The 24,621-nt window shown below is 65.7% G+C and carries 30 protein-coding genes; 17 read left to right on the plus strand and 13 right to left on the minus strand.

What is annotated here, in order from left to right; all coding sequences use genetic code 11:
• The first annotated feature begins 53 nt into the window (after positions 1 to 53).
• The 3 genes from AB4Y63_RS02810 (at position 54) to AB4Y63_RS02820 (ending at position 954) form a co-directional block, all read left to right on the plus strand.
• A complete protein-coding gene (locus AB4Y63_RS02810; RefSeq protein ID WP_441789518.1) occupies positions 54 to 488 on the plus strand; it encodes an ArsR/SmtB family transcription factor in 435 nt (144 codons plus the stop codon).
• A 91-nt stretch (positions 489 to 579) separates the two neighbouring features.
• Positions 580 to 774, plus strand: coding sequence for a helix-turn-helix domain-containing protein (locus AB4Y63_RS02815; RefSeq protein ID WP_441789639.1), 195 nt, complete (start codon positions 580 to 582; stop codon positions 772 to 774).
• Positions 775 to 855: 81 nt separating this feature from the next.
• Positions 856 to 954: a 30S ribosomal protein bS22 gene (locus tag AB4Y63_RS02820; RefSeq protein ID WP_003792170.1), complete on the plus strand. Its 99-nt coding sequence runs from the start codon at positions 856 to 858 to the stop codon at positions 952 to 954.
• 44 nt (positions 955 to 998) lie between these two features.
• Here the strand turns inward: AB4Y63_RS02820 and AB4Y63_RS02825 are convergent, their stop codons facing one another.
• Complete coding sequence (locus AB4Y63_RS02825; protein ID WP_441789519.1) at positions 999 to 1,805, minus strand: HAD family hydrolase; 807 nt, start codon at positions 1,803 to 1,805, stop codon at positions 999 to 1,001.
• A 51-nt stretch (positions 1,806 to 1,856) separates the two neighbouring features.
• Between AB4Y63_RS02825 and AB4Y63_RS02830 the strand changes: the two genes are divergently transcribed.
• Both AB4Y63_RS02830 and AB4Y63_RS02835 read left to right on the plus strand, forming a co-directional pair.
• Positions 1,857 to 2,126, plus strand: coding sequence for a glutaredoxin family protein (locus AB4Y63_RS02830; RefSeq protein ID WP_441789520.1), 270 nt, complete (start codon positions 1,857 to 1,859; stop codon positions 2,124 to 2,126).
• Entirely contained in the window at positions 2,123 to 2,422 is a 300-nt protein-coding gene (locus AB4Y63_RS02835; RefSeq protein ID WP_441789521.1) for a Dabb family protein, read from the plus strand. The genes AB4Y63_RS02830 and AB4Y63_RS02835 overlap by 4 nt, the downstream gene beginning before the upstream one ends.
• 228 nt (positions 2,423 to 2,650) lie before the next feature.
• Here AB4Y63_RS02835 and aspS read toward each other — a convergent pair whose 3' ends face one another.
• Entirely contained in the window at positions 2,651 to 3,979 is a 1,329-nt protein-coding gene (gene aspS / locus AB4Y63_RS02840) for an aspartate--tRNA(Asn) ligase (protein ID WP_441789522.1), read from the minus strand.
• A gap of 80 nt (positions 3,980 to 4,059) precedes the next feature.
• On the opposite strand from aspS, the gene AB4Y63_RS02845 reads away from it, so the two are divergent.
• The 5 genes from AB4Y63_RS02845 to ccsB are packed head-to-tail and all read left to right on the plus strand — an operon-like array spanning position 4,060 to position 8,747.
• On the plus strand, positions 4,060 to 4,704 hold the full coding sequence (locus AB4Y63_RS02845) for a histidine phosphatase family protein (RefSeq protein WP_441789523.1): 645 nt from the start codon (positions 4,060 to 4,062) through the stop codon (positions 4,702 to 4,704).
• Entirely contained in the window at positions 4,701 to 5,318 is a 618-nt protein-coding gene (locus AB4Y63_RS02850) for a TlpA family protein disulfide reductase (protein WP_441789524.1), read from the plus strand. Before AB4Y63_RS02845 ends, AB4Y63_RS02850 begins: the two co-directional genes overlap by 4 nt.
• A gap of 2 nt (positions 5,319 to 5,320) precedes the next feature.
• A complete protein-coding gene (locus AB4Y63_RS02855; protein ID WP_441789525.1) occupies positions 5,321 to 6,082 on the plus strand; it encodes a cytochrome c biogenesis CcdA family protein in 762 nt (253 codons plus the stop codon).
• Entirely contained in the window at positions 6,066 to 7,739 is a 1,674-nt protein-coding gene (resB, locus tag AB4Y63_RS02860; protein WP_441789526.1) for a cytochrome c biogenesis protein ResB, read from the plus strand. Before AB4Y63_RS02855 ends, resB begins: the two co-directional genes overlap by 17 nt.
• Before the next feature lie 51 nt (positions 7,740 to 7,790).
• On the plus strand, positions 7,791 to 8,747 hold the full coding sequence (gene ccsB / locus AB4Y63_RS02865; protein WP_441789640.1) for a c-type cytochrome biogenesis protein CcsB: 957 nt from the start codon (positions 7,791 to 7,793) through the stop codon (positions 8,745 to 8,747).
• Positions 8,748 to 8,869: 122 nt separating this feature from the next.
• Here ccsB and AB4Y63_RS02870 read toward each other — a convergent pair whose 3' ends face one another.
• The 3 genes from AB4Y63_RS02870 to AB4Y63_RS02880 form a co-directional block, all read right to left on the minus strand.
• Positions 8,870 to 9,850, minus strand: a complete 981-nt coding sequence (locus AB4Y63_RS02870; RefSeq protein ID WP_441789527.1) for an o-succinylbenzoate synthase — start codon at positions 9,848 to 9,850, stop codon at positions 8,870 to 8,872.
• 105 nt (positions 9,851 to 9,955) lie between these two features.
• On the minus strand, positions 9,956 to 10,276 hold the full coding sequence (locus tag AB4Y63_RS02875) for a DUF7882 family protein (protein ID WP_441789528.1): 321 nt from the start codon (positions 10,274 to 10,276) through the stop codon (positions 9,956 to 9,958).
• A gap of 70 nt (positions 10,277 to 10,346) precedes the next feature.
• Positions 10,347 to 11,489: a sigma-70 family RNA polymerase sigma factor gene (locus AB4Y63_RS02880; RefSeq protein WP_441789529.1), complete on the minus strand. Its 1,143-nt coding sequence runs from the start codon at positions 11,487 to 11,489 to the stop codon at positions 10,347 to 10,349.
• A 320-nt stretch (positions 11,490 to 11,809) separates the two neighbouring features.
• On the opposite strand from AB4Y63_RS02880, the gene AB4Y63_RS02885 reads away from it, so the two are divergent.
• From AB4Y63_RS02885 to AB4Y63_RS02895, 3 genes are all read left to right on the plus strand, one after another.
• Positions 11,810 to 12,721, plus strand: coding sequence for a 1,4-dihydroxy-2-naphthoyl-CoA synthase (locus AB4Y63_RS02885; RefSeq protein ID WP_441789530.1), 912 nt, complete (start codon positions 11,810 to 11,812; stop codon positions 12,719 to 12,721).
• 99 nt (positions 12,722 to 12,820) lie between these two features.
• Entirely contained in the window at positions 12,821 to 13,981 is a 1,161-nt protein-coding gene (locus AB4Y63_RS02890; RefSeq protein ID WP_441789531.1) for an AMP-binding protein, read from the plus strand.
• Positions 13,982 to 14,120: 139 nt separating this feature from the next.
• Complete coding sequence (locus AB4Y63_RS02895; RefSeq protein ID WP_441789532.1) at positions 14,121 to 15,125, plus strand: 1,4-dihydroxy-2-naphthoate polyprenyltransferase; 1,005 nt, start codon at positions 14,121 to 14,123, stop codon at positions 15,123 to 15,125.
• Here the strand turns inward: AB4Y63_RS02895 and AB4Y63_RS02900 are convergent.
• Complete coding sequence (locus tag AB4Y63_RS02900; protein WP_441789533.1) at positions 15,099 to 15,422, minus strand: DUF4229 domain-containing protein; 324 nt, start codon at positions 15,420 to 15,422, stop codon at positions 15,099 to 15,101. The two genes, AB4Y63_RS02895 and AB4Y63_RS02900, sit on opposite strands and share 27 nt — an antisense overlap.
• A gap of 72 nt (positions 15,423 to 15,494) precedes the next feature.
• Between AB4Y63_RS02900 and AB4Y63_RS02905 the strand changes: the two genes are divergently transcribed.
• On the plus strand, positions 15,495 to 15,953 hold the full coding sequence (locus AB4Y63_RS02905; protein ID WP_441789534.1) for a PLD nuclease N-terminal domain-containing protein: 459 nt from the start codon (positions 15,495 to 15,497) through the stop codon (positions 15,951 to 15,953).
• A gap of 6 nt (positions 15,954 to 15,959) precedes the next feature.
• Positions 15,960 to 17,795, plus strand: a complete 1,836-nt coding sequence (menD, locus tag AB4Y63_RS02910) for a 2-succinyl-5-enolpyruvyl-6-hydroxy-3-cyclohexene-1-carboxylic-acid synthase (protein ID WP_441789535.1) — start codon at positions 15,960 to 15,962, stop codon at positions 17,793 to 17,795.
• A gap of 47 nt (positions 17,796 to 17,842) precedes the next feature.
• Here the strand turns inward: menD and AB4Y63_RS02915 are convergent, their stop codons facing one another.
• From AB4Y63_RS02915 to idi, 7 genes are read right to left on the minus strand one after another with little or no spacing between them, the layout of a single operon-like run.
• A complete protein-coding gene (locus AB4Y63_RS02915; RefSeq protein WP_441789536.1) occupies positions 17,843 to 18,742 on the minus strand; it encodes a prenyltransferase in 900 nt (299 codons plus the stop codon).
• A complete protein-coding gene (locus AB4Y63_RS02920; protein WP_441789537.1) occupies positions 18,739 to 19,053 on the minus strand; it encodes a lycopene cyclase domain-containing protein in 315 nt (104 codons plus the stop codon). Before AB4Y63_RS02920 ends, AB4Y63_RS02915 begins: the two co-directional genes overlap by 4 nt.
• On the minus strand, positions 19,050 to 19,373 hold the full coding sequence (locus AB4Y63_RS02925; RefSeq protein WP_441789538.1) for a lycopene cyclase domain-containing protein: 324 nt from the start codon (positions 19,371 to 19,373) through the stop codon (positions 19,050 to 19,052). Before AB4Y63_RS02925 ends, AB4Y63_RS02920 begins: the two co-directional genes overlap by 4 nt.
• Positions 19,370 to 20,962, minus strand: a complete 1,593-nt coding sequence (gene crtI, locus AB4Y63_RS02930; protein ID WP_441789539.1) for a phytoene desaturase family protein — start codon at positions 20,960 to 20,962, stop codon at positions 19,370 to 19,372. Before crtI ends, AB4Y63_RS02925 begins: the two co-directional genes overlap by 4 nt.
• Positions 20,959 to 21,876, minus strand: coding sequence for a phytoene/squalene synthase family protein (locus AB4Y63_RS02935; RefSeq protein ID WP_441789540.1), 918 nt, complete (start codon positions 21,874 to 21,876; stop codon positions 20,959 to 20,961). Before AB4Y63_RS02935 ends, crtI begins: the two co-directional genes overlap by 4 nt.
• Positions 21,873 to 22,919 (minus strand): polyprenyl synthetase family protein, encoded by a 1,047-nt coding sequence (locus AB4Y63_RS02940; RefSeq protein ID WP_441789541.1) that lies wholly within the window; start codon positions 22,917 to 22,919, stop codon positions 21,873 to 21,875. Before AB4Y63_RS02940 ends, AB4Y63_RS02935 begins: the two co-directional genes overlap by 4 nt.
• Positions 22,912 to 23,451, minus strand: a complete 540-nt coding sequence (gene idi, locus AB4Y63_RS02945; RefSeq protein ID WP_441789542.1) for an isopentenyl-diphosphate Delta-isomerase — start codon at positions 23,449 to 23,451, stop codon at positions 22,912 to 22,914. Before idi ends, AB4Y63_RS02940 begins: the two co-directional genes overlap by 8 nt.
• Before the next feature lie 59 nt (positions 23,452 to 23,510).
• Here idi and AB4Y63_RS02950 point away from each other — a divergent pair, with 59 nt between their 5' ends.
• Positions 23,511 to 24,068: a MarR family winged helix-turn-helix transcriptional regulator gene (locus AB4Y63_RS02950; protein WP_441789543.1), complete on the plus strand. Its 558-nt coding sequence runs from the start codon at positions 23,511 to 23,513 to the stop codon at positions 24,066 to 24,068.
• A gap of 19 nt (positions 24,069 to 24,087) precedes the next feature.
• Positions 24,088 to 24,549: a pyrimidine dimer DNA glycosylase/endonuclease V gene (locus AB4Y63_RS02955; protein ID WP_441789544.1), complete on the plus strand. Its 462-nt coding sequence runs from the start codon at positions 24,088 to 24,090 to the stop codon at positions 24,547 to 24,549.
• The last annotated feature ends 72 nt before the right edge of the window (positions 24,550 to 24,621 follow it).

Below are 24,621 nucleotides of genomic sequence, written 5' to 3' on the forward strand. Positions count from 1 at the left end.
ATCGTCGACGACTTGTCATGGTACTACCGTTCGGGAATGAGTAGCCTGGTGCAATGGCAGACATCTTTGACGTGGTAGCGGACTCGACCCGGCGGGACATCCTGCGTATTCTCCTCGAACGCTACAACCAGTCAACTGATGCAGGGGAGCTCAGCGTGTCTGACATCGTCGGCGCGCTCGGCCTCAGCCAGCCCACGGTGTCGAAGCACCTCAAAGTGTTGCGCGAAGCCGGACTGGTCGCCGTGCGTGAAGAGGGCCAGCACCGGTACTACCACCTCGACTACTCCCCGCTTGAAGTGATTGAGGACTGGTTGATCCCGTTCCTCAGCGTTGATTTCGATCAGAACGCCGACCTGGTCACCGATGAGAGCGAAGCGGGCCTGAAAGACGAGCAGCGTGCCTTCGCCGCCGCGATCGGCAAGGCATTCGCCGACACGACGCATGTCGTCAAGGATGCAACTTCAAAGAAGTGGCGCAAGAACGACTAGACGACCTGCGGAGTTGCGTTTAGAGTAGCGAACTAACACCCGGCCAGAGCGGTCGAGCTGTGTTGTCCAACTACCCGAGGGGCACTCAGTGATGGAAAGTGACCTGCACGATGTGCGCTTCCTCACTGTGGCCGAAGTCGCTGAGATGATGCGGGTTTCGAAGATGACCGTCTACCGGATGGTTCACTCAGGCGAGCTGCCGGCGATCAGGTTCGGCCGGTCATTTCGGGTGCCGGAGTCGGCCGTCACAGCGGTTATCGAGCGGCCCATCGGGGAGAGTGCGTAGGAGGCACCTCATTCTTCGGTTAGAATGGGGTTTTCGTGCCAGTCGTGAGTTTAGCGATTCAACCAAATCTTGTGAGGTCTTGTGGGTTCTGTAATTAAGAAGCGACGCAAGCGCATGGCGAAGAAGAAGCACCGCAAGCTGCTTCGGAAGACTCGTCACCAGCGTCGCAACAAGAAGTAGATCGGTCTCGACCGTCTTCTGGCGTGAGCGCTAGGCCCTTGGGTCTAGCGCTTTTTGCTTTCTCCGGGTGAAACCGGTGAAGAAACCGGGGAAGATGTCGGCGAAGCAGCCGGCGACGGGGTCGGCGACGGAACGGTGCGGGCCGCGCGGGCCGCAGCCTTGATGCTCGCCGGCTTCAGACGCATTGCCGGCCAGCCGCGTGCCTCGGCATACCGGCCGAGCGTCGCATCCGGATTCACAACCACCGGATGGCCGACCAGGTTCAGCAACGGAATATCATTGTGCGAATCGGAGTAGGCCCAGCAATCGGCCAGATCGGCGCCACTGCGTGCCGCCTGCTCCTTCGCCGCCTCCGCCTTGCGCTCGCCGTGCATCACCGGGCCGGAGAATGAGCCGGTGAAGACGCCCTCCACCGATTCGAGCACGGTGCCGAGCGCTCCGGTGAAACCGAGCCGAGCCGCGATGACGTCGGCCACTTCCTGAGCCGTCGCAGAGATCAGCCAGACCTCGCGTCCAGCGGCCAGGTGTTCGTGGGCAACGGCAACGGTCTCCGGCCAGAGGCGCTGCACCAGGCGCGTGTCGAAAATCTCTTGGCTGAGCCGGATCAGCTCATCACGACGATGCCCGACGACGACCTCGAGAGCTCGTTCGCGCACGCTGTCGAGGTGCGCCCGGTTCTCGCCGACCGCCATGAACCTGGCCTGCTTCCAGCCGAACGACAGGATGTCGCGCACGGTGATGAAGCGCCATCGCCAGGCGCCGATTCCCACGTAGTACAGGCTGGCGCCACGCATCAGCGTGTTATCGACGTCGAAGAACGCGATGGCGGGGGAGGAGGCTGGAGCGGGCATGTGCGAACGATTCTATTGGGCGCTCAGCGGCGACGCACCTAGGCTTGAAGGATGCCTACCGCGAATCTCACCCTGATCGGCAAGCCCGGCTGCCACCTCTGCGACGACGCGCGTGACGTGATCACGAGCGTGGTCGCGAAATTGGCTGACACCCCGAACGCTCCTGACGTGCAACTCGACGAACTCTCGATTCTCGACGACGCGGCGCTGATGGAGCAGTACGTTGAAGACATCCCGGTCTTGCTGATCAACGGCAAGGTCCACAACTACTGGCGCATCGACCCCCTGCGGTTGCGTGCGGCACTTTTGGAGGTTCGATGACCATCCGCCACGTTGTTTCCTGGCAGCTCGCCAGCACCGACCCTGCCGAGAAGGTTGAGCAGTCCGCTCGCATCGCCGAGAGCCTCGAGGCGCTCGTCGGTCGGATCGAGGGGCTTCAGTCGCTCCGGGTCGGCGCGGATGTCGTCGGTGGCGGCAACTGGGACGTCGTCTTGGTTGCCGACTTCGACGACGTGGAGTCGATCGACCGCTACCAGGTGCACCCCGAGCATGTGACCGCGGCGGGGTACATCCGCTCGGTGGTGGCGCAGCGTTCCTGCGTGGACTTCGCGCTCTAGCAGGTCCCGGTGATTGAGGAGCGCCCGACGGAGTCGGCCGCGTCTCGAAATCCCGCGAGCCGACCTCTGAACCTGGGTTGAGTCTGAGAATTGGCTCACGAGGTCACTTCGACAAGCTCAGTAGCTCGAGACGCGTGCTCGCAAGCTCGCGCGCTCCTCGACCAACGCAGAACCGCCCGCCCCGTCAGTGACGGAGCGGGCGGTTTGTGTAGTGCGAGGTGTGAGACCTTACGGCAGCAGGCGGGTCGGGCCGCGGAAGAGGTAGGTGACCTCGCGGATCGACGTCTGGTGCAGCATCAGCATCAGCACGCGGGCCAGGCCCATGCCGAATCCACCGTGCGAGGGCACGCCGTAACGGAAGAAGTCGAGGTAGAACTCGAGTTCGTCCGGCTCCATGCCCTTGTCGAGGGCCTGCTCGGTCAGCACGTCGATGCGGTGCTCGCGCTGGGCGCCGGTCGAGATCTCGACGCCGTTGAAGATCAGGTCGTAGCTGTTGGTGAGGCTCGCGTCACCCTCGTGACGCATGTGGTAGAACGGGCGGATGCTCGAGGCGTAGTCGGTCAAGAAGACGAACTCGTGGTCGAAGGTCTCCTTGACGTAGGCCGCGATCTGGCGTTCGCCTTCCGGGTCCATGTCATCGTCTTCGCGCGGCACTTCGTAGCCGCGCGACTTGACGATCTCTTTGGCCTCGGCCAGCGGGATGCGCGGGAACGGCTGGGTCGGAACGGTGATCTCGACGTCGAACAGCGCCTTGATCTCGTCGCCGTGCTTCTCTTTCACCGCGGTGAACCCGGCGACCATCAGGTCTTCGTGCAGCTGCATGACGTCTTCGTGGCTGTCGATCCAGCTGATCTCGGCGTCGATGCTGGTGAACTCGGTGGAGTGGCGGCTCGTGAACGAGGGGTCGGCACGGAAGGCCGGGCCGATCTCGAAGACCTTGCCGAAGCCGGCAGCCTGAGACATCTGCTTGAAGAACTGCGGGCTCTGCGCGAGGTACGCCTTCGTGTCGAAGTAATCGACCTCGAACAGCTCGGCACGCGACTCGCTGGCCGAGGCCATGAGCTTGGGGGTGTGGATCTCGATGAAGTCGTTGTTCACCCAGTAGGTGCGCAGCGCGTGCTCAAAGGTGGTCTGAATGCGGAAGATCAGGTTCTGCTTCGGGTGGCGCAGGTCGAGGAAGCGCCAGTCCATGCGCTTGTCGAGGCTCGAGTCCGCGGCGATCGGGGTCTCGGGGATGGCGTGCGAGAGCACCTCGACGCTGGCGAGCTTGACCTCGATGCCGCCGAGCTTGACGCGCTCGTCGTGCTTCAACTCACCGGTGACGGTGATGAAGCTGCCCTGAGACAGTCCGGAAATCGTGGTGGCCGGCTCGTCGGCGACGACGACGCCCTCGGCATCCGTCGTGCGCGGGTTCACCAGCTGCACGGCGCCCGACTCATCGCGGAGAACGACGAACTGCACCTTCTTCTGGTCACGCACGGTGTCGACCCAGCCGGACACCGAAACGGGTCCATCTTCTAGGGCGGCCAGGTTCTTGATCAATACGCGCTCAGTCACACGGGCAAGTTTAGCTGTCTGCTTGGAACCCGCGTTCCTATCGGCAAATTCAAAGCTCTACGCTACGTAGACTGGATGCCGTGGTAGCTAGCCAGGTACATCTTGTCCGTCATGGTGAGGTGTTCAACCCAGAACGCGTTCTTTATGGACGCTTGCCGAACTACCGACTCTCTGAACTCGGCTTGAAAATGGCTGAGGCTGCGGCTCTCGACCTGCAGATGCGCGGTCGCCCCGTACGCCGCCTGATTGCCTCGCCATTGCAGCGTGCCCAGGAATCGGCGCAGCCGTTCGCCGCCGTGTTCAACCTGCCGATCGACACCGATGAACGCATTATCGAGCCGACCAACCACTTCGAGGGCACACGGATGCGCGGCCCTGGCGGGGCACTCCGCAAGCCCCGCAACTGGCCGTACCTTGTCAACCCGATGCGGCCGAGCTGGGGCGAACCCTTTCAGCAGGTGGCCGACCGGATGCTCGCGGCCATCGACGGCGCCTGGGCGTCGGTCGACGACGGCGACGTCGTGCTGGTCAGCCACCAGCTTCCGATCTGGATGGTGCACCGCGCGCTGGCCGGGGAACGGCTCGCCCACGACCCGCGCAAGCGCCGCTGCGACCTGTCGAGCATCACCACCCTGGAGCGCCGGGGCGATCGCTTCGTTGAGACCGGCTACGCCAACCCGGCCGCGCCGCTGCAGCTGAACGCCACCGACGTGGGGGCAGTGTGAGCGCCGCCCGACCGCGCACGCGCGGCACCATTGCCCGGGCTGCCATCGGCTTGCTCGCTCTCGGCCTGCTGCTGACCGGCTGCGCGACCGACCCGCTGGCCGAGCAGTACCGCGAGGGAAGCAACAAGGGCTATGTCGCCGGCGACGGCAGCGTCACCGAAATCGCGAAATCCGACCGGGGCGAGCCCATCACCTTCTCCGGCACGACCGAGCACAGCGAAGAGGTGTCGAGCGCCGACTACGCCGGCCAGGTCGTCGTCGTGAACTTCTGGTACGCCGGCTGCGCACCGTGCCGCGCGGAAGCCCCGGACCTGCAGAAGCTGAACTCCGAGTTCGAAGACAAAGGTGCGAGCTTCCTCGGCGTGAACGTGCGCGACCAGGCCGCCAACGCGATCGCCTTCAACGACACCTACAAGATCACCTACCCCTCGGTGATCGACGTGGACGACGGCAGCATGCAGCTCGCCTTCAGCGACCGGATCCCGCCGAACGCCGTGCCGACGACACTCGTGCTCGACAAGGAAGGCCGCGTCGCCGCACGCATCCTCGGGGCGGTCACCTCGCCCTCGATTCTGTCCACCCTCATCAGCGACACGATCGCAGAAGGAAACTAGGCGTGGGCAACCCCTTCGGCGAGATCGTTTTCAGCGGACAGCTCTACCTGGCGATCCCCGTTGCGCTTCTCGCCGGTCTCGTCTCGTTCGCGTCACCGTGCATCCTGCCGCTCGTCCCCGGCTACCTCGCCTACATCGGCGGCTTCACCGATGGACGCTCAAGCGCCCGGCTCGGCGACCGGGCGGGCAAGAACCGGCTCTTGCTCGGCGTAGCCCTCTTCATCCTCGGCTTCACCCTCGTCTTCGTGCTGACCGGTGTCGTCTTCGGCTTCGCCGGATTCTGGCTGAACCAATACCGCGACCTGATCACCCGCATCGCGGGGGTCATCGTGATTCTGATGGGCCTGGTCTTCGTCGGCCAGTTCGGCTTCGCGCAGCGCAACGTGAAATCGACCTGGCGCCCCCGGATGGGACTGGCCGGTGCTCCGATTCTCGGGGCTGTCTTCGCCGTTGGCTGGACGCCCTGCACCGGGCCGACGCTGACCGCGATCAACTCCCTCAGCCTGACCACGGGTTCGCCCTGGCAGGGTGGGCTGCTGGCCCTGTTCTACGCACTCGGCCTCGGCATCCCGTTTCTGCTGATCGCCCTCGGCCTCAACTGGATGACCGGCGCCGTCGCATTCCTCAAGCGGCATATACGTGCGGTCAACCTTATCGGTGGCCTCTTTCTCATCGTTATCGGTGTGCTCATGGTGAGCGGCGTCTGGAATGCCTGGCTCCTCGACTTGCAAGGAGTGATTGGCAGCTATGTCCCGGCCATCTGACCACTACGACTCGAAGCCGGCGTCGGCTAGCGACCCGATCAACCAGCCGAAACTCGGTTTCGTCGGCTGGCTGCGCTGGTTCTGGCGTCAGCTGACGAGCATGCGCACCGCGCTGTTCCTGCTGCTGCTGCTCGCGATTGCCGCGGTTCCCGGTTCGCTCGTGCCGCAGCGCAGTTCCGACCCGAACGGGGTCACCCAGTACTTCGCTGACAATCCCGACCTCGCGCCGGCGCTCGACAAGATTCAGGCGTTCGACGTCTACTCTTCGGCCTGGTTCTCGGCCATCTACCTGTTGCTGTTCATCTCGCTGATCGGTTGCGTCATCCCGCGCACCAAGCACCACCTGCAGGCGCTGCGGGCCAAGCCGCCGAAGACCCCGGTGCGCCTGTCGCGCCTGGCCGGTTTCACCACACGTGAGGCCCCGGCCAGCACGGATGCCTCGGCGGCGATCGACTCGGCACAGGCACTCTTGAAATCCAGCGGCTATCGCGTCGCCCGATTCGACACCGGCGCCGAGGCCTCGGTCTCGGCCGAGCGCGGCTACCTGCGCGAGACCGGCAACCTGGTCTTTCATTCGGCTCTTGTCGGAATTCTGATCACCGTCGGCTTCGGCAGCGGCTTCGGTTTCGCCGGTCAGCGGGTGCTGGTCGAGGGCCAGTCCTTCGTGAACACTGTCAGCGCCTTCGATTCGTTCAACCCCGGTCGGTTCTTCGACGAGGGCACCCTCGAACCGTTCAAGCTGAAGCTCGATGACTTCTCGGTCGACTACGAGATGCAGAATCTGCGCGCGTATGGCCAGCCGATCGACTTCGAAGCCCAGGTCTCAGTGACGCACAAGGGCCAGGAGACGGAGCAGGGCTCGGTCAAGGTCAACCACCCGCTGCGCACCGGTGGAAGCGACATCTACCTGCTCGGCAATGGCTACGCCCCGACGATCACGGTGAAGGACCCGGCCGGAAAGGTCGTGTTCACCGACTCGATCCCGTTCCTGCCGCAAGACGCGAACCTGACCTCGGTCGGTGTGGTCAAGGTTCCCGACGGCCTGGCGAAGCAGCTCGGCATGATCGGCTTTTTCTACCCGACCCAGGACAAGTCATCGACCGGCGCGTACTACTCATCGTTCCCCGGGCTCGAGTACCCGATGCTCACCCTCAACGTCTACTCCGGTGACCTCGGCCTCGACGGCGGTGTCCCGACATCCGTCTACACGCTCGACACCGACAAGCTCACCCAGCTGACCGGCGGCAAGACTGGGGTCGACTCGATCGAGCTCAAGCCCGGCGAGTCGCAGCAACTGCCGAACGGACTCGGCTCGGTCACCCTCGAAAACGAGAGCCCGAACGCCAAGGCCGGCGACTTCTCCGGCACGGTGCTGCGCTTCGCCTCGTTCGACATTCACCGCGACCCGACCCAGGGCTGGGTGTTGCTCTTCGCCATCCTCGTGCTCGCCGGGCTGCTCACCTCCCTCTTCGTGCCGCGTCGGCGTGTCTGGGTGAAGGCGATCCCGAACGAGGACGGCACGCTGCGCCTCGAGTACGCGGGCCTGGCTCGCGGGGAGGATCCGACCCTCGAGGGGGCCGTCGCCTCGCTCGCCGACAAGCACAGCGCCCAGCTTTCTGCCACAACTCCGCTCGCCACCGCATCCGATCAGACTTAGGCTTACTTCGTGAATCTCAACGATCTCTCTGTGTTCTGCCTCTACTCGGCCATGGCCGTGTACGCGATGGCCTTCATCGCATTTGCGATCGACCTCGCCCGGCGCGGGTCGGCGGTGGATGCGGCCGAGGCCGCGGCAGCGTCAACCGCCTCAGGCACAGCGTCGGCGCAGGCCTCCGCAGCAGGCGGCGTCGCGACTCTGACCCGACTGAGCGCACGCATGGAGAACGACGCGTCGACGCCGTACGCCCGTTCGAAGAGCCTGCGGATCGGTGTCTCGCTCACCGTGCTCGCCTGGTTGCTGCACCTCGCCGCCACCGTGATGCGCGGAATCGCGGCCGAGCGCGTTCCGTGGGCCAACATGTACGAGTTCGCGATGACCGGCACGCTCATCATCATGGGCGTTTTTCTGCTCGTCTTGACCCGGGTCGACCTGCGCTTTCTCGGCACCTTCGTCACCGGTCTGGTGCTCGTGCTCCTCGGGATCGCGTCGCTGAATTACTACGTTGAGATCGCGCCACTGCCGCCGGCACTGCAGTCGGCGTGGCTCGTGATCCACGTGTTCGTCGCCACACTCGGCACCGGATTCTTCGCGCTCGGCTTTGCGCTGTCGGTCGTACAGCTGCTGCAGTCCCGTCGTGAGGCCCGCCTTGCCGAGGCCAAGCCGGCCGGCCTGAAGTTCCTCTCGACGCTGCCGTCGGCGACGACGCTGGAGAATCTCTCCTACCGCACGAACATCGTCGGCTTCATCCTCTGGACCTTCACCCTGATGGCCGGCTCGATCTGGGCCGAAGCGGCCTGGGGCCGGTACTGGGGTTGGGACACCAAGGAAGTCTGGACCTTCATCATCTGGGTCATCTATGCCGGTTACATCCACGCCCGGGCCACCCGCGGCTGGCGCGGCTCGCGGTCGGCATGGCTGGCCATCATCGGTTTCTCCGCGGTGATGTTCAACTTCGGTATCGTGAACGTCTTCTTCAAGGGCCTGCACGCGTACTCGGGGCTGTAGAAAGCCCGTTGATCGAGCCTGTCGAGATCGGGCGACCTGGTCTCGAGATCGGCTCACTGGGTCTCGACAAGCTCGACCACCGGAACGCGCTCGACTACCCGGGATGGGTAGGGGCGACGGCACTAGTCGGCGACGACCTCGTAGACCCGGGACAGCCGTTCGAGCCACCACTCACGACGGTCAGCGGATGCCGCATGGCGGTCGAGCAGCGCCGCATCCGGCACCACGCGCTGCACCGGAATGCCGCCGTCCACCGGCACCAACGGTGATGCGGTGACGTCGGCGGCCAGCAGCGAGGCGGTGCCGAGCCCGCAGTCGAACTCAAGTTCGGGCAACGCGGCGGCCAGGTAGGCGCCCATCGCGATGCCGACTGAGGTGTCGAGCGCACTGGACACAACAATGGGAAGCCCGGTCTGCTGGCTGACCGACAACGCGGCGCGGATGCCTCCCTGCGGTTGAGCCTTCAGCACCAGGATGTCGGCAGCGCCCGCCCGAGCAACAGCCAACGGGTCGTCGCTTCGACGCACGCTCTCGTCGGCGGCGATCGGCACGGTCAGGTAGTGGGTGCGACGGCGAATTTCGGCGAGTTCGTCGATGCTTGCGCACGGCTGCTCGACATACTCGAGGTCGAACTCGGCCAGCGCATGGATCGCATGTTCGGCCTCGTCGAGGTTCCAGAGCCCGTTGGCGTCGATCCGGATGCGCCCTTCCGGGCCGAGTACCGTGCGTACCTCCCGCACCCGCGCCACGTCCTCCGCCAGGGTCTGCCCGGGGCTGGCGACCTTCACCTTCGCGGTGCGGCATCCCGGAAAGCGGGCGAGCACGCCGGCAACCGCCGCCGGTTCGACGGCCGGCACCGTGGCGTTGACCAGAATGCGGTCGCGCCGGGCGGCCGGGGTCGGCTGCCAGCCGAATTCGATCGCCGCCCACAGCCAGGCGGCGGACTCGGCGTCGTCGTATTCGACGAAGGGCGAGAACTCGGTCCAGCCCTCTGGTCCTTCGAGCAGCAGCGCCTCCCGGGTATCGATCCCGCGGAAGCGGGTCACCAGCGGCAGAGACACGACGCGTGCGGTGCCGAGCAGATCGTTCAGAGAGGGCAGCATGCTTTCAGTCTGGCACCGCAGGTGACCGGGCAGGCGGGCAATATTCTGCAGTTCGCCAGCTCAGTGCCTGGAGGCAGGTCGCCAGCTATGGCCCACCGGCCGTTCTCAGCCCTTGCTGTCGCCGTTGTGGTTCGGCGGCTCCGGCACAATCTGCAACCCACCCGAAGAGTTCGCTGTCACCATCAGCGCCTCGATCCAGGTGCGGTTGAGCGACGGTGCCCGCCCGCCGAAGTACTTGAAGGCGAGCGGAATGCCCGGGTTCAGCCAGACGGTGCTGCGGCCTTCACCGGACTGGGGCTCGTCGCGCCAACTGAAGTAGAACGACTCGCCCCGACGTAATTTTGCTCCGATGACGACCTGGATATGGGCCAGCACTCGGTCGTCGAAGTCAGCGGTCAGCGTGGAATCATAGGTGAGTTTTCCCATTGAATCACTCCATCGATACGGGTAGCTGAGACCCTACGCCGTATCGAAGCCAATACGCGAGCAAAAAGTGTTAATCCCTCAAGTAACGCTCGAGCCTTGGTACGTGGAGGAGGGCGAGCGCCCGCTTTTCGATCTGCCGCACGCGCTCGCGGGTGACGCCTTCGACGAGGGCGATCTGGTCGAGGGTATGCGGCTCGTCGCCGTCGAGACCGAACCGGGCTCGCAGGATGGACCGTTCCCGAGCGGGGAGCGCCTCGAGATAGAAGGCGATGTCTGCCGCTCGCAGCGTGATCGTCGCGTACTCATCGGGCTGAGGCAGGTCATCGTCGATGATCAGTTCGGCGATGTCGCCGACCCCGTCGCCCACGGGGGCATGCAGCGAGATGGGTTCATTGTCGTAGAGCAGGAGCCGGGCGACTTCGCGCGGCGGTATCTGCGCCGCTTCGGCGATCTCCTTCTCGGTGGGCTCCCGGTCGAGTGCGCTGGTCAGGTCGCGGCGGATGCGCTTGATCTTGTTGAGTTTCTCCGCCGTGTGCACGGGGATGCGAATCATGCGCGACTTGTCGGCCATGCCGCGATGAATGGCCTGGCGGATCCACCAGGTGGCGTACGTCGAGAACTTGAACCCGGTCATGAAGTCATACTTCTCGACAGCGCGAACGAGACCGATGTTGCCGTCTTGCACGAGATCCATGATGGGCACCCCGCGACCGGAGTAGTGCTTGGCAATGCTCACGACAAGGCGCAGGTTCGACTCGATGAAGTCGTTCTTCGCCCGCTCGCCGTCGTGCGCGAGCCAGGCCAGCTCGCGTGCCTGCTCCGGGGCGATCACGTCGGGGGCCTTGGCCAGGCGCTCGGCGGCAAACAAACCGACCTCGATGCGTCGGGCGAGTTCGACCTCTTCTTCGGCTGAGAGCAGATGCCCCTTGCCGATCCGGCGCAGGTAGTCGCCGAATGCATCGGTTGACGCGCGCGTGTAGTGGGGGCCAGACGACGTGGATGTCTGACGGGTCGAGGTCGTCGCAGCGGGTGCTCGAGTTGTCGGGGATGCCGCTCGTGCCGGTGCGGGTGGAGCGACCTGAGTTGCGGTGGCAGTGGCGGATGCGGCCTGAGTTGCCTGTGCTGAGCGGTGCGGGGCCGCTGGCTGCTTGACCGCCGTTGCTGTCGCCGTTGAGGGCAGCATGCGGTTCGGAGTCTGAGTGACGGTGGTCATCCGTTCATCGCCTCGCTGGGGAAGCTCCCCGTCATGGTGCCGAAAGTGTTCAGTGTGAACGATTTATGACGTTCGAAATGAAGACCCGACTGAGTGATGTGATGCACGGCGACCTCCCCAAATAAACCGGAGATTCAAGTACAGCCGCGACTGATTTTCCCGACAAGGGGGTTGACTTGACCCCCGTTCGGGTGGTTTTAGAATGACAAATTCTGAGCCGCCCCTGCGTCGCTCCGCTGGCCGGTCGCTGTGCCGATGGGGTGTTCGCCTTCCCGGCGGTGGCCGCCGGCCACGCCCCTGCGCCCGCGTAGGCTTGCAGCATGACTGAGCGGGTTTCTGACATCTTCGATCCAGAGCAATGGAATGACGTCGCGGGGTTCGAAAACCTCACCGATGTGACCTATCACCACGACCTGTCGGGGCGCATCGCCCGCGTCGCGTTCAACCGTCCGGAGGTGCGCAACGCGTTTCGCCCGCACACCGTCGACGAGCTGTATGCCGCGCTCGAGAACGCCCGCACCAACCCGCGCATCGGCGTGGTGCTGCTGACCGGAAACGGGCCGAGCCAGAAAGACGGCGGCTGGGCGTTCTGCTCGGGTGGCGATCAGCGCATCCGTGGCCGCGACGGCTACAAATACGCGGAGGGCGCAGAGGCGACGGGCATCGACGCCGGTCGCGGCGGGCGCCTGCACATTCTTGAGGTGCAGCGCCTCATCCGGTTCATGCCCAAGGTCGTCATGGCCGTCATCCCCGGTTGGGCGGCCGGCGGCGGGCACTCCCTGCACGTGGTCTGCGACCTCAGCATCGCCAGCGCGGAGCACGGCAAATTCAAGCAGACGGATGCCGACGTCGGCTCCTTCGACGCCGGTTACGGCAGCGCCTACTTCGCTCGCCAGATCGGGCAGAAGTTCGCCCGTGAGATCTTCTTCCTCGCCCGGGAATACTCCGCGCAGCGCGCGTACGAGATGGGGGCGGTCAACGCCGTCGTTCCGCACGCCGAGCTGGAGGCCACCGCGCTGGACTGGGCCAGGGAGATCCTGACCAAGTCGCCCACCGCCATCCGCATGCTCAAATTCGCGTTCAACGCCGTCGACGACGGGATGGTCGGTCAGCAGGTGTTCGCCGGAGAGGCGACGCGCCTGGCCTATGGCACCGATGAGGCCGTCGAGGGGCGTGACGCTTTTCTCGAGAAGCGTGACCCCGACTGGGCGCCGTACCCCTGGCAGTACTGAGGTGAGATTCTTGCCCGCGAAACTGCAGTTGTCGGAGCCTCGGAGCGCGGGAAGCTCCAACAATTGCAGTTTCGCGCGAGACACTGCCGCGGGGATGCGATGACACGGGCGCTCGTTGCGGTGTCGGCGGAGTCGCCGGACGAGGTTCTTGCCGCAGTGTTGGCTGCGCTCTCCGGCACCGGGCCCGCCGTGTTGCCCCTGGTGAAGGGCGCTGAAGCGCTAACCGATGAGGCGGGCACGAGCCGGCTCGGCGAGGTGCCCCGCGCCGTCGCCGTGGTGATCGAAACGTCGGGGTCAACGGCCGCGCCCAAGCGGGTGATGCTCACGACCGACGCTTTGCTGGCCAGCGCCGCGGCGACCAGCGTGGCGCTCGGCGGCGATGGGCAGTGGCTGCTGGCCATTCCCGCTCACTACGTGGCCGGTGTGCAGGTGCTCGTGCGGTCGATCGCGGCCGGCACGACCCCGGTCGTTCTGCCGAGTGGACACTTCGACCCCGAGGTCTTCGCCGACTTCGCCGAGCAGTTGACCGCGCCGCTTCGGTTCACCTCTCTCGTTCCGGTGCAATTCGCCCGGCTGCTCAGCGCCGCCCAGACGAACTACCGCCTACTCACCGTGCTGCGTCGGTTTACCGGCATCCTGGTCGGCGGTCAGGCGATCCGGCCCGAACTGATCGAGCTGGCCGATCTTCTCGACCTGCGCTTGGTGCGCACCTACGGATCGTCGGAGACGGCGGGCGGATGCGTGTACAACGGGTATCCGATCGGCAATACGACGGTGCGGGTAGTGGGTGGCGAACTGGAGATCAGCGGCGCGGTGCTCGCGCTCGGCTACCTGGGTGATGCGTCGCGCACGGCCGAGCGGTTCGTGGAGGAGCGCGGCGTGCGCTGGTATCGCACGGGCGATCTCGGCGAGATCGACCCGGAGACGGGCCTCGTGCGGGTGCTCGGCCGCGCCGACAATGTGATCATTTCCGGCGGCGAGAAAGTGTCGCTCGATGCCGTTGAACGCCTGGTGCGCAGAGTTCCCGGCTTCGAGGATGCCGTTGTGCTGGGTGCCGACGATGCCGAGTGGGGTCAGGTGCCGGTGGTCGTTGTCGCGGCAGCGCTGAATGCTGCGGTACCCCTCGAACGCATCCGGGAACTCGTCGGTGAGGAGCTCGGCAAAGCAGCACGCCCCTCCCGCCTGCTCACGGTGCCTCAGATTCCCCTGCTGTCCTCCGGCAAGCCCGACCGGCAGGCGCTCGCCGAGCTCATCCGCTGAGTTTGACACTTGCGGTCGAGACTCCCTGTTGTGCCAGGGAAACTCGACCGGAACAGTCAAGCTCGGCGAGAGGATGCGCTCGGCGCAGTTGCGCGCTCGGCAGCCGGTTCTGAGCAGGTGCGGCCACTAACATGAGTGCGTGGCACATCGATCAGGGTCTGCACGGCCCCACACTCAGCACTCGAACTCCGCCAAGCGAAACGGCAGGTCGGGTCATCCCGGGCGCCGGAACGGCGCTCCCGGCGGCAACCCGGCCAAGGTCGCCCCTGCCACGTTCGGCGACTGGGTCTCTGGGGCCCGTCTGCGCACCCTGCCCCTGGCCATCGCCCCCGTTGCGATCGGAACCGGCGCAGCCATCGTGGCCAGCGAACCCGGTGTCTATCACCCGGTGCGCGCGGTGCTCGCGCTGCTCGTCGCCCTGTTCTTGCAGATCGGCGTCAACTACGCCAACGACTATTCCGACGGCATCCGCGGCACTGACGCGTATCGCATCGGTCCGGCCCGGCTGACCGGTTCGGGCGCGGCCGATCCGAAGACCGTCTTGAAAGTGGCACTCGCCTTCTTCGGGCTGGCGGCCATTGCCGGTCTGACTCTCGTCATTCTCAGCCAGCTGTGGTGGCTGCTCGCCGTCGGCGCTGTTGCCATCGCCGCCGCCTGGTTCTACACCGGCGGAAAGAAGCCCTATGGCTACTATGGTCTCGGCGAGTTGTTCGTCTTCGTCTTCTTCGGCCTCGTCGCCACGCTCGGCACGACTCTCGTACAGGTCGGCAGCGTCAACATCGAGAGCTTGATCGGCGGCATCGGCATCGGCCTGATCGCCTGTGCCGTGTTGATGGTGAACAACCTGCGCGATCTGACTCCCGACAAGGCAGCGGGCAAGCGCACGCTCGCCGTACTGATCGGCGACCGTGCCTCACGCATCAGCTTCTGCGTGCTGCTGTTGCTGCCGTACGTGGGCGTCGCGTTCTTCTCGCTGTTCTACCCGCTCGCGTTCTTCACGTTCTTCACGCTGCTGCTGGCGCTTCCGGCTTGCCTGATCACCGTGATGGCGAAGACATCCCAGGAGCTGATCCTGGCCCTCAAGCTGACCAGTTTCACCGCGTTGGGGTATGGGCTGCTACTCGGAGCGGCTTTCGCGCTCTGACGAGTGCTCGGTGTCGGCTGACGCGGTGTTGGCCGACGCGCGGTCGACAGCGGCGTCTTCCGACGCATCATCCGTCGCCACCGTGGCCTTGTCCCGGTGGCGCGCCTCATAGAGTTCGCGGGACATGTTCTCGCGTGACTTGCGCAGGAAGATGTACGACAGGCAGAACCCGATCAGGGCGGCGACGAGCGCGGCAATCCACCACTTGATCTGCATCGACAGCAGAACACCAAGCGGTACGGCGAACATCAGCACGCGCAAAACGGAGTAGTACACCCAGACGGGAACAGACTTCATGCATCCAGCTTAGGTTGCCCAGCTGTGCAGACGATCACCGCGCTCGGGCCCGACCCGGCCTAGACTCAGAGTATGGCTCGCGTCTGGTTCATCCTAGGTTTGATGGTTGTGATCCTGACCGTCTACACGGTTGTGGATTGCGCCATGTTCGATCGCTCCCGCGTGCGCGGATTGCCGCGTTGGGTGTGGATCTTCGTCATCCTCTTCATCCCGGTGATCGGTCCGCTGCTCTGGCTCATTGTCGGCCGCGGCCGACGGTCCGCCGCCGGCAGCCGGCCGACGCGGTCGATGGCGCCGGATGACGACCCCGACTTTCTGAAGGGTCTCGCCGCGCAGGCGACGCAAGAACAGCGCATCCGTCAGATGGAGCAGGAGCTTGCCGATCTCGACAAGCCCGATGCGACCGACGACGGCACGCCGAAAGGTGGGGCCGCTTCGAACGGATCGGCCGGATCCGCCGGTGCCGCCGGAATTCCTCCGAAGACCACCGACCCGGGCGACGGCGAACAGCCGGGTCGCCGCGACGCCTAAGCGCCGGTGAATCAGACAACGCCGGGTGTGAGCCCGGCCACGATCTTCAGCGTGGCTCTGCTTCGCGAATTCGTGCGCCTCGGCGTGCAGGATGTCGTGCTCAGTCCCGGATCCCGGTCGCAGGCGCTGGCGCTCGCGGCTGCCGAATTCGAGCGCGTCGGGCAGGTGCGGCTGCACGTGCGCGTCGACGAACGCGGCGCCGGCTTTCTCGGGCTGGGCCTCGCGGTCGAGAGCAGGCGACCGGTGCTGGTGGTCACGACGTCGGGCACCGCGGTGGCGAATCTGCATCCGGCCGTGCTCGAGGCACACCATTCCGGCGTGCCGCTCATCGTGCTGACTGCCGATCGACCGGCCGAGCTCCGCGGCATCCGCTCGAACCAGACGACGCACCAACCCGGCATCTTCGGCGTGGCGACGCGGCTGGCCGAAGATGTTGCCGCGCCGGAGGCCGGCGCCGGCGATGCGGATCCAGCGGCACGGGCTGTCGAGGTTGCGGCGCTCGTGCAGCGGGCCATGGATGCCGCGACCGGCGTTCGCGGCGCCGGCCCCGGCCCGGTGCAGCTCAACCTCGCCTTTCGGGAGCCGCTGTCGTCGGCGTTCACGCTCGAGGCGACTGATGCGACTGATCCGACTGATGTCGYTGATGCGGCCGATGTCGCTGGCGGGACCGACGGGACTGCCCCGGCGGGTGCACTGCCGGAGTCAACGTTCGACCCGCTGACCGCTCTCCTGGCCGATGTGGTGGATGAGCAACTCGCCGCACTGGCGACCGAGCCCCCGCTGCAGATCTCTCCGGGCCTCCGCACCGTCGTCATCGCCGGTCATGGCGCGGGCGAGGAAGCCGAGCAGTTCGCCCGCTCGGGCGGCTGGCCGTTGCTGGCCGAGGTCTCGAGTGGCGCCCGATTCGGTCCGAACCTCATCGTCGCCTACCGCGAACTGCTGCAGAGTCCGGATTTCGGTGGGCTCGTCGAACGTGCGATCGTGTTCGGGCACCCCACCCTGAGCCGGGAGATTCCGACGCTGATTCAGCGCGATGGCGTCGAAACCATCGTCGTCTCGGCAGCCGAAGACGAGTGGTACAACCCCGGGCACCGCGTCTCCCGGCGGGTGAGTTCCGTCGTCGCTGACGAGGCATCCGTCGCAGACACCGCCACTCGCGCCGCCCGCGAGTGGCTCGGCCGCTGGGTGATGACCAGCCGGCACGTGCTGGTCGCCGAGGCCGAGCAGGATGCCACCCCGATCGGCGAACGCGGAATCACCAAGGCTGAGCTGGCCGCGATGCGTGCCCCGGTGACGCGGGCGATGCTGGCCGACGCGATCTGGCGTGCCTCCTGGCCGCACGACCGCCTGGTGCTCGGCGCTTCCCGCTTGATCCGGGAAGCCGACAAGCGGGTGTTGGGCAAGAAGATTTCCGTGCACGCCAACCGGGGGCTCGCCGGCATCGACGGCACTATCGCGACCGCGCTCGGCATCGCGCTGGCGAGTCAGGGTGGGCTGGAGCCGCGTTCGAGCGGAACCACTCGGTTGCTGCTTGGCGACCTCGCCTTTCTTCACGACGTCGGTTCGCTGCTTCTCGTGCCGGGGGAGTTGCGCCCGAGGGTCCAGGTCGTGGTCGGCAACGACGGCGGTGGCACCATCTTCGACGGCCTCGAGGTCGCCGAGAGCGCCGATCCGGCGAGCATCGACCGGGTGCTGTTCACCCCGCAGCAGGTTGATATCGCCGCGCTCGCGGCCGCGTACGGCTGGGCCTACAGCAAGGCGGCAACGCGCAGCGATCTGGAGCGCGAGCTGACGACGCCRCCGGCCGGGCCAAGCATCCTCGAAGTGCCGCTCGCCCGCTAGCCCTTTTCGATCCGAGGCAGACGATCGGGAGTGCACGATGAAACTGGTCAGGAGATTGCGATCATGAGCAGCGTCACCACGAACCCACTGAAATAGTTGAGCCAGAGAAACCGCTTCCAGCCGCGGTTCGCGTCGGCGGAGCGCTCATCGCTCACCCTGCGCCACGGGAACGCCGTCACGATGTAGGGCACCGCGAGGAGCGCGGCGAGTGGCCCTGGCCAGGCAGTGAGCAGCATCAGCAGGCCGGCTAGCGTCCAGAGCAGCATCGCGAATTGCACGGTGCGCGCTGCTCCGAGAGCCGTTGCGATCGAACCGATCCCGGCCTCCCGATCGGGGCAGACATCCTGCACCGCACCGAAGGCGTGGCTGGCCATTCCCCAGAGGAAGAAGGCCACCAGCACGGCGACAAGTGAGGGCGTGACCGCGGCGCCCGCCAACGCCAGGCCGAACACCGCCGGGCTCACAAAATGCGTGCTCGACGTGACCGAGTCAAGAAACGGCACCTCCTTGAACCGCAAACCCGGAACCGAGTAGGCGACGACCGCGAACAGGCTCACTCCAAGCACCAACCAGGCGAACGGATGCTGCCAGCCGGCCAGTACCACCATGGCCACCAGGAACGGAATGGCGCTGATCACGCCGGAACGCAACACCAGGCGGTGCAGCCGCGGGTCGAGCAACGCTCCTTCCGCGCCGCCCTTGCGCGGGTTGCGCAGGTCTGACTCGTAGTCGAACACGTCGTTGATGCCGTACATCAGCAGGTTGTAGGGGATCAGAAAGAAGACTGTTCCGACGAGAAGGAGCGCGTCGACGTGCCCGATGGTCAGCAGATAGGCAGCAGCGAAGGGGAAGGCGGTGTTGATCCAACTCACCGGTCGTGACGACAGCAGCACTTGCCGGGCCGACCATCCGGCGGTTGCGAGTGTGCTCCGCTTCAGCTCGGTCATTGCAGCACCTCGTCGCGGGGTGCGAAAAGTGCCCAGAGTGACGGGAGCAGAAGCACTGCGGCGAGCGGGTACCCGAAGTCTTCGACGGGAGCGAGGCCGATCAGGAGGCCGGTGGTGTGCGCCGACGCGTAGCCGAACAGGCCGACGGCGATCATGACATTGTCGAACACCGCGGTGAGCACCACGACGATGACCAGGGTCGCGCCCATCGTGGGCAGCGATGACCGCGTCAACCGACCGGAGGCGAAGGCGACAACGGCGACGGCGAGGGCAACGGCGAGAAAGACCGAGTTCAGAAGCAGGTACGTCATGATCGCCCCCTGACGTTGTGTAGCTGGGAGAGCCCGCCGATCAGATTCATTGTGAGGTAGCAGAGGAAGCTCAGAAAGAGCAGTTCCTCAAGCGGCAGTTCCGGGGCGAGAAGCACGCCGGTCATCACGGCCGTCTCACCTCGGTGAAAGATTCCGAGGCCGATACCCACGAGATCCCAGGCAAGAAAGAACGCGAGTCCGATGCCGAGCACAGCGGCTGCACGGCCGGGGCTTCTCCAGAAGAACAGCCGAAACCGCCAGTCGAGCACAATCATTCCACGGAGCGAGAGGAGGAGGGCGAGCAGGTAGAGGATGCTCATTGTGGCTCCGGGAGCGGATAGGAACTGGTGTCTGACCGCAGGCGTTTGAGGAGGATCTCGGCGCTGATCAGGCACATCGGCAGTCCGATTCCTGGAATCGTGCTGCCGCCGGCGTAGTAGAGCCCGTCGACTTTCGCCGACTTGTTCGACCCGCGCAGGAAGGCGCTTTGGCGCAGCGTGTGCGCCGGGCCGAGTGCTCCGCCCTTCCACGAGTTCAGGGTGCCGGCGAAATCGGCGGGTCCGATCGTGCGCCGCACGACAATGCGATCGACAAGGTCGGGAATTCCGGCCCACTCGGACAGCTGCGCGATGGCCCGATCGGCGATCGCTTCGATCGTCGGGGCGCCCCCGCCATCGATGCCGCCATGGCCGAGCTCGGGATCGGCCGGGACGGGAACAAGAAGAAACAGGTTGGAATCACCGGGCGGTGCCAGGGTCGGGTCGGTCGTGCTCGGCATGCAGGCGTAGAAGGATGCGGGATTCGGCACGGACGGATGGCGGCCGAAGATGCGTGTGAAGTTCTTCTTCCAATCCGAGGTGAAGAACAGGGTGTGGTGCAGCAGTTGCGGCAGCTCGCCCCGCACGCCGAGCATCACCAGCACCGCTCCGGGGCCGGAGACGCGTCGCCGCCACCATCGCTCCGGATACGTGCGCTGTGCGGCCGGGACAAGCTCGGTTTCGGTGTGATGCAGATCTGCGCAGGAGATGACATTGTCGGCAGCGAGTCGCACGACGCTCCCGGCTTCATCGAGATAACTGACCCCGGTGGCTACCGCGGCCTGATGCGCGGAGGTACGCGTCAGAACCGCCGTGACCCGGGCGCCGGTGACAATCGTGACGCCCTCGGCCCGGGCGAGCCCGGCGATGCTGTCGATGACTTTTCCGAATCCGCCCTGCGGATAGAGAACCCCGTCGGCCAGGTCGAGGTGGCTCATCAGATGGTACAGAGCCGGAGTCCGGTCGGGCGACGAGCCCAGAAAGACGGCCGGATAGCCCAGAATCTGACGCAACCGCGGATCGTTGACGTGCCCGGCGATGAACCGGTCGAGCGGCTGCACCAGCAGGCGACTGAGTCGGCCCGCCTGACGCAGAATCGCGCGCGAGGCGAATTGACTCATCGATTCGAAGCTTGAATAGAGAAAGCGGTCGACCGCGGTGCGGTAGGTGTCCGCCGCGGAGTCGAGGTAGCGGTCGAGTGCCGCTCCCGCGCCGGGCTCGATCTGTTCGAACAGAGCGATGTTGCGTGCCCGGTCCGCTGCGATGTCGACCGGAGCCACGTCCGACTCGAAATAGACCCGGTAGCCGGGGTCCAGTCTGGTCAGGTGCAGTTGGGCCGCGGCATTGGTGCCCAGCAGCTTGTAGAAATGGTCGAAGACCTCGGGCATGAGATACCAGGATGGCCCGGTGTCGAACCGAAAGCCGTCCGACTCCCAGACTCCCGCGCGGCCGCCGAGCGTGTTCTGCGCTTCGAGGAGGGTGACGTCATGTCCTTCCCTGGCGAGCAGAGCGGCGCTGGCAAGCCCGGCGATGCCGCCGCCGATCACGATGGTGCGCTGACGCGGGGGTGTCGCTGCCGGCATCCTGGTCATTTGATTCTCGTCCCGCGGCCGAGGAGCACGCCGGCGGCGAGCAGCAGCTTCTCGCCGTCTGGAACCCGCACCCGCGTCGTGCAGAGCTCGGTGCAGGGCGTGTTGCGCAGTTTCCGGGCCAGGCGTGCGAACAGATCGTGGGCGGCGCGCACCGCGCCGCGGCATCCGGGGGGAAGCAGCGGCAACGCGAGCGAGGCCGCGGCCAGATCGGCATCGATGTCGTCGAGGATCCGAGTCTTGTCGGCCTCGCTCATCGCTGACGGGTCGATGCCCGGAAAATAGCTGCGCCCGAGTGTCTCGTAGTCCTCGGCGAGATCGCGCAGAAAATTGATCTTCTGGAACGCTGCACCGAGGCGGCGTGCTCCCGTCTCGAGGCACGCCATCTCGGCTGTGCTCAGACTGGTCTCCTGCAGAAACGAGCGCAGACACATCAGCCCGACGACCTCGGCGGAGCCGTAGATGTAGCTCGCGAGCGTCTCGCTCGTGAAGGGGATGATGTCGAGGTCGCGGCGCATCGAGGCGAAGAACGGCTGAACCAGACTCGCGTCGATGCCGGTCTCCCGTGCGGTCACGGCAAAGGAATGAACGACCAGGTTCGTGCTGAAGCCGCGTCCGATGGCAGCGAGCGTTTCCGTCTCCAGGTCGTCGAGCAACTCCCGTTGGGCGTCGACGTCGAGGCCGGCACCGGCGGCGGCGCCGTCGACGAGCTCGTCGGCGATCCGGACGAGCGCATAGATGGCGCGCACCTGGCCGCGCATCCTCGGTTCGAGCAGTCGGGCGGCAAGTCCGAACGACGTCGAGTATTCGCTGATGATCACAGCGGAGCTGGCCTGCGCCGCGGCGTTATAGGTCGAGAGATTCGTCGTCTGCTGCTGGCGGGCATCTGTCTGCCCGATGGTGCGTTGCTTGGTCATCGTTGTCGATCCGTTGCGCTCTCAGTCAGGCCGATCAAGGTCTCGCGCAGTGCCGACGGTATGTCGGGGGAGTCGAGCACATCGATGGCCCGTCGAAGGTGGTCGTAGGCGAGCTCATCGACGGCCTGCACCGCTCCGCAGGCACGCAGGTGGGCGCGCACCAGCTCGGCTTCCTCGTCGGTCGTCGTGCCGGTGCCGATGAAGGGGGAGATCGCCGGCCAGGCAGCGGTCGTCTGGGCGTAGGCGATCAAGGCCGTGAGTTTGCCCTCGCGCAGGTCGGAGAGCGCGCTTTTTCCGGTGACGGCGGGGTCGCCGAACACTCCGAGAACGTCGTCGGCGAGCTGGAAGGCGACACCGATGAGGCGACCGAATTGGCCGAGCACGTCGAGTGCGCTGGGCGGGGCCCCTGCGAGAAGAGCTCCCGCCTGAAGCGGCGCCTCGAACGAATACAACGCCGTCTTGCGTTCGAGGGTGGTGAGCACGTCGGTCAGCGTGACCGGAGCCCGCTGGGCGGTGTTCGTGACATCCGCCAGTTCTCCGGCGGCGGTGACGAAGACGGCCCGATCGAGCAGGTCGAGCAGTCGACCACGGATGCGCGGGGCGACCGGCAAGGTGGCAACAGCCCGATGAGCCTCGCTGAGCGCCAGGTCGCCGGCGAGAATTGCGGCGGTGGTCGCCCACACCCCGGCCTGATCGGCCGTGGCGCCGTGGTGGAGGGCGCGCAGGGTGAATTCGCCGGCGACGTTCGGCGATCCCCGTCGGGTGAGGTCCCGGTCGATCACGTCGTCGTGGATGATGAATGCCGTGTGCAGCAGTTCGAAGCTGACGGCAACCGGCAGGGCCAATTGGAGATCGCTCCCGCCGAAGCCGGAATAGGCGGCGAGCACGAGTGCCGGGCGTCCGCGTTTGCCTCCGCTCGACGCCCGGGCGAGGGCATCCCAGAGGGCAACGTAGTGCTCGCCGTAGTCGCTTGCCCGCAGGCGAGCGGTGGCGAGGTAGCGCTGGATTTCAGTTTCGACGCCGGCCGTGATGAGCTCAGTCATTCTGGGCCTCCATCTCGCGCAGCTGCAGGACCATCCACGGGCTGAATGCCCAGGGGGCATCCTGCACGGCCCGGTGCAGTGCGTTCGAGTCCACCCAGGCGAACTCCATCACCTCATTCGGGTTCGGCAGGGGTGAAGCGGTCGTCGTGGCGCGGTAGACCGGGCACAGCTCGTTCTCGACGATGCCGCTGGCGTCGGTGGCCCGGTATCGGAACCGCGGCAGCACCACTTCCAGTTGGTCAATGTCGAGCCCGAGTTCGAGCTGTGCCCGGCGCCTGACCGCCTCCTCGGGATCTTCTTCGGGGCGCGGATGCCCGCAGAGCGAGTTGGTCCAGACGCCCGGCCAGGTTGCCTTCGACAAGGCGCGGCGGGTGATCAGCACTTCTCCACGCGGATTGAAGACATAGCAGGAGAAGGCGAGATGCAGCGGGGTGTCGACGGTGTGGACGGTGTTCTTCTCTGTAACACCGACCGGGCGGCCCCCGTTGTCGACGAGGATCACGAGGTCGTGCTGCAGGGTCGCGAGGCTCATGTCTTCCTCCTTCCAAAACTATCTAACCAAGTTAGCTAACTAAACGTTAGCATGGTGGCATGACGCAACGGGAGACTCCACACACATCGGGGTCGTATTGGTTTGAGGACGACACCGACGACGTGTCGCGGGCCATTCTTGTTTTGCAGTCACTGCGCCGATTCAAAGCAGCCGACACCGCGATGCGGCACCGCACGCAGTCGGAGATGGACATGAACGAGACCGATCTGCTGGCTCTGCGCTACCTGATCTCAGCCGAAGGCCGCGGGGACACCGTCGGACCGAAAGAGCTCGCGGTTGCGCTCGAAATCTCAACCGCGGCAACGGCAAAACTGCTTGCCCGGCTGGTGAAATCCGGGCACATCCGTCGTGAATCGCATCCGACTGACCGCCGGGCCCAACTTCTCTTTGCCACCCCCGATGCCCAACACGAAGTGCGCAAGACCCTCGGAGCCATGCACGAACGGATGCTCAGCGTTGCCCAGGATTTTTCGCCCGGCGAGCAGCACGCCATCATCAGGTTTCTCGATGCCATGTGTTCGTCAGTGCAGGTGCCGGACGATGGGCCGAAAGCGACCCGGCGCCCGGTGCTCCGCCGCCATCGGATCGTGCAGTGATGTCGGAGGGCGCGTTGCGATGAGGCTCTGGTCGGTGCACCCGCGGTACTTCGACCGGCAAGCCCTGACCGCCGCGTGGCGGGAGGCACTGCTGGCGCAGGCCGTGCTGGGAGCTCCGGGCCGCGGCTACAGCAATCATCCGCAGCTCGAGCGCTTTCGCGAGCAGCCGGTGCCGATCGATGCGATCGCCGGCTTCTTGACCGGGATCGTGGATGAAGCCGATTCACGCGGCTATCATTTCGCTCGCGAAAAGATCACCGGAACGGCGACCGAGGGCTCGCACAGCGGCCCGGGCGGTGCCGGGGCGCTCGTCGTCACCACCGGCCAGCTGGCCTACGAATGGGCGCACCTCCTGGCCAAGCTCGAGAGGCGCAGTCCCGAGGTGGCGAAACGGTGGGTCGGCCTCACCACCCCGCAACCGCATCCGCTCTTCCGAGTCGTTGACGGACCGATCGCGTCGTGGGAACGCGTCGCCCCATAGGCCTACGGCGCCGGTGACCCCTGGTGCGGGGCGACACCAACCGGCAGAATGACCTGCAACGAAAAGAGGCGC

The sequence above is a fragment of the Leifsonia sp. YAF41 genome (genome assembly GCF_052113185.1).
Lineage (GTDB): Bacteria > Actinomycetota > Actinomycetes > Actinomycetales > Microbacteriaceae > Cryobacterium.

Coding starts and splice junctions, on each gene's coding strand:
- AB4Y63_RS02810 (WP_441789518.1), top strand. CDS start 54: ATGGCAGACATCTTTGACGTGGTAGCGGACTCGACCCGGCGGGACATC.
- AB4Y63_RS02815 (WP_441789639.1), top strand. CDS start 580: ATGGAAAGTGACCTGCACGATGTGCGCTTCCTCACTGTGGCCGAAGTC.
- AB4Y63_RS02825 (WP_441789519.1), bottom strand. CDS start 1,805: ATGCCCGCTCCAGCCTCCTCCCCCGCCATCGCGTTCTTCGACGTCGAT.
- AB4Y63_RS02830 (WP_441789520.1), top strand. CDS start 1,857: ATGCCTACCGCGAATCTCACCCTGATCGGCAAGCCCGGCTGCCACCTC.
- AB4Y63_RS02835 (WP_441789521.1), top strand. CDS start 2,123: ATGACCATCCGCCACGTTGTTTCCTGGCAGCTCGCCAGCACCGACCCT.
- resB (WP_441789526.1), top strand. CDS start 6,066: ATGTCCCGGCCATCTGACCACTACGACTCGAAGCCGGCGTCGGCTAGC.
- ccsB (WP_441789640.1), top strand. CDS start 7,791: ATGGCCGTGTACGCGATGGCCTTCATCGCATTTGCGATCGACCTCGCC.
- AB4Y63_RS02870 (WP_441789527.1), bottom strand. CDS start 9,850: ATGCTGCCCTCTCTGAACGATCTGCTCGGCACCGCACGCGTCGTGTCT.
- AB4Y63_RS02875 (WP_441789528.1), bottom strand. CDS start 10,276: ATGGGAAAACTCACCTATGATTCCACGCTGACCGCTGACTTCGACGAC.
- AB4Y63_RS02880 (WP_441789529.1), bottom strand. CDS start 11,489: ATGACCACCGTCACTCAGACTCCGAACCGCATGCTGCCCTCAACGGCG.
- AB4Y63_RS02885 (WP_441789530.1), top strand. CDS start 11,810: ATGACTGAGCGGGTTTCTGACATCTTCGATCCAGAGCAATGGAATGAC.
- AB4Y63_RS02890 (WP_441789531.1), top strand. CDS start 12,821: ATGACACGGGCGCTCGTTGCGGTGTCGGCGGAGTCGCCGGACGAGGTT.
- AB4Y63_RS02900 (WP_441789533.1), bottom strand. CDS start 15,422: ATGAAGTCTGTTCCCGTCTGGGTGTACTACTCCGTTTTGCGCGTGCTG.
- AB4Y63_RS02905 (WP_441789534.1), top strand. CDS start 15,495: ATGGCTCGCGTCTGGTTCATCCTAGGTTTGATGGTTGTGATCCTGACC.
- AB4Y63_RS02915 (WP_441789536.1), bottom strand. CDS start 18,742: ATGACCGAGCTGAAGCGGAGCACACTCGCAACCGCCGGATGGTCGGCC.
- AB4Y63_RS02920 (WP_441789537.1), bottom strand. CDS start 19,053: ATGACGTACCTGCTTCTGAACTCGGTCTTTCTCGCCGTTGCCCTCGCC.
- AB4Y63_RS02925 (WP_441789538.1), bottom strand. CDS start 19,373: ATGAGCATCCTCTACCTGCTCGCCCTCCTCCTCTCGCTCCGTGGAATG.
- crtI (WP_441789539.1), bottom strand. CDS start 20,962: ATGACCAGGATGCCGGCAGCGACACCCCCGCGTCAGCGCACCATCGTG.
- AB4Y63_RS02935 (WP_441789540.1), bottom strand. CDS start 21,876: ATGACCAAGCAACGCACCATCGGGCAGACAGATGCCCGCCAGCAGCAG.
- AB4Y63_RS02940 (WP_441789541.1), bottom strand. CDS start 22,919: ATGACTGAGCTCATCACGGCCGGCGTCGAAACTGAAATCCAGCGCTAC.
- idi (WP_441789542.1), bottom strand. CDS start 23,451: ATGAGCCTCGCGACCCTGCAGCACGACCTCGTGATCCTCGTCGACAAC.
- AB4Y63_RS02950 (WP_441789543.1), top strand. CDS start 23,511: ATGACGCAACGGGAGACTCCACACACATCGGGGTCGTATTGGTTTGAG.
- AB4Y63_RS02955 (WP_441789544.1), top strand. CDS start 24,088: ATGAGGCTCTGGTCGGTGCACCCGCGGTACTTCGACCGGCAAGCCCTG.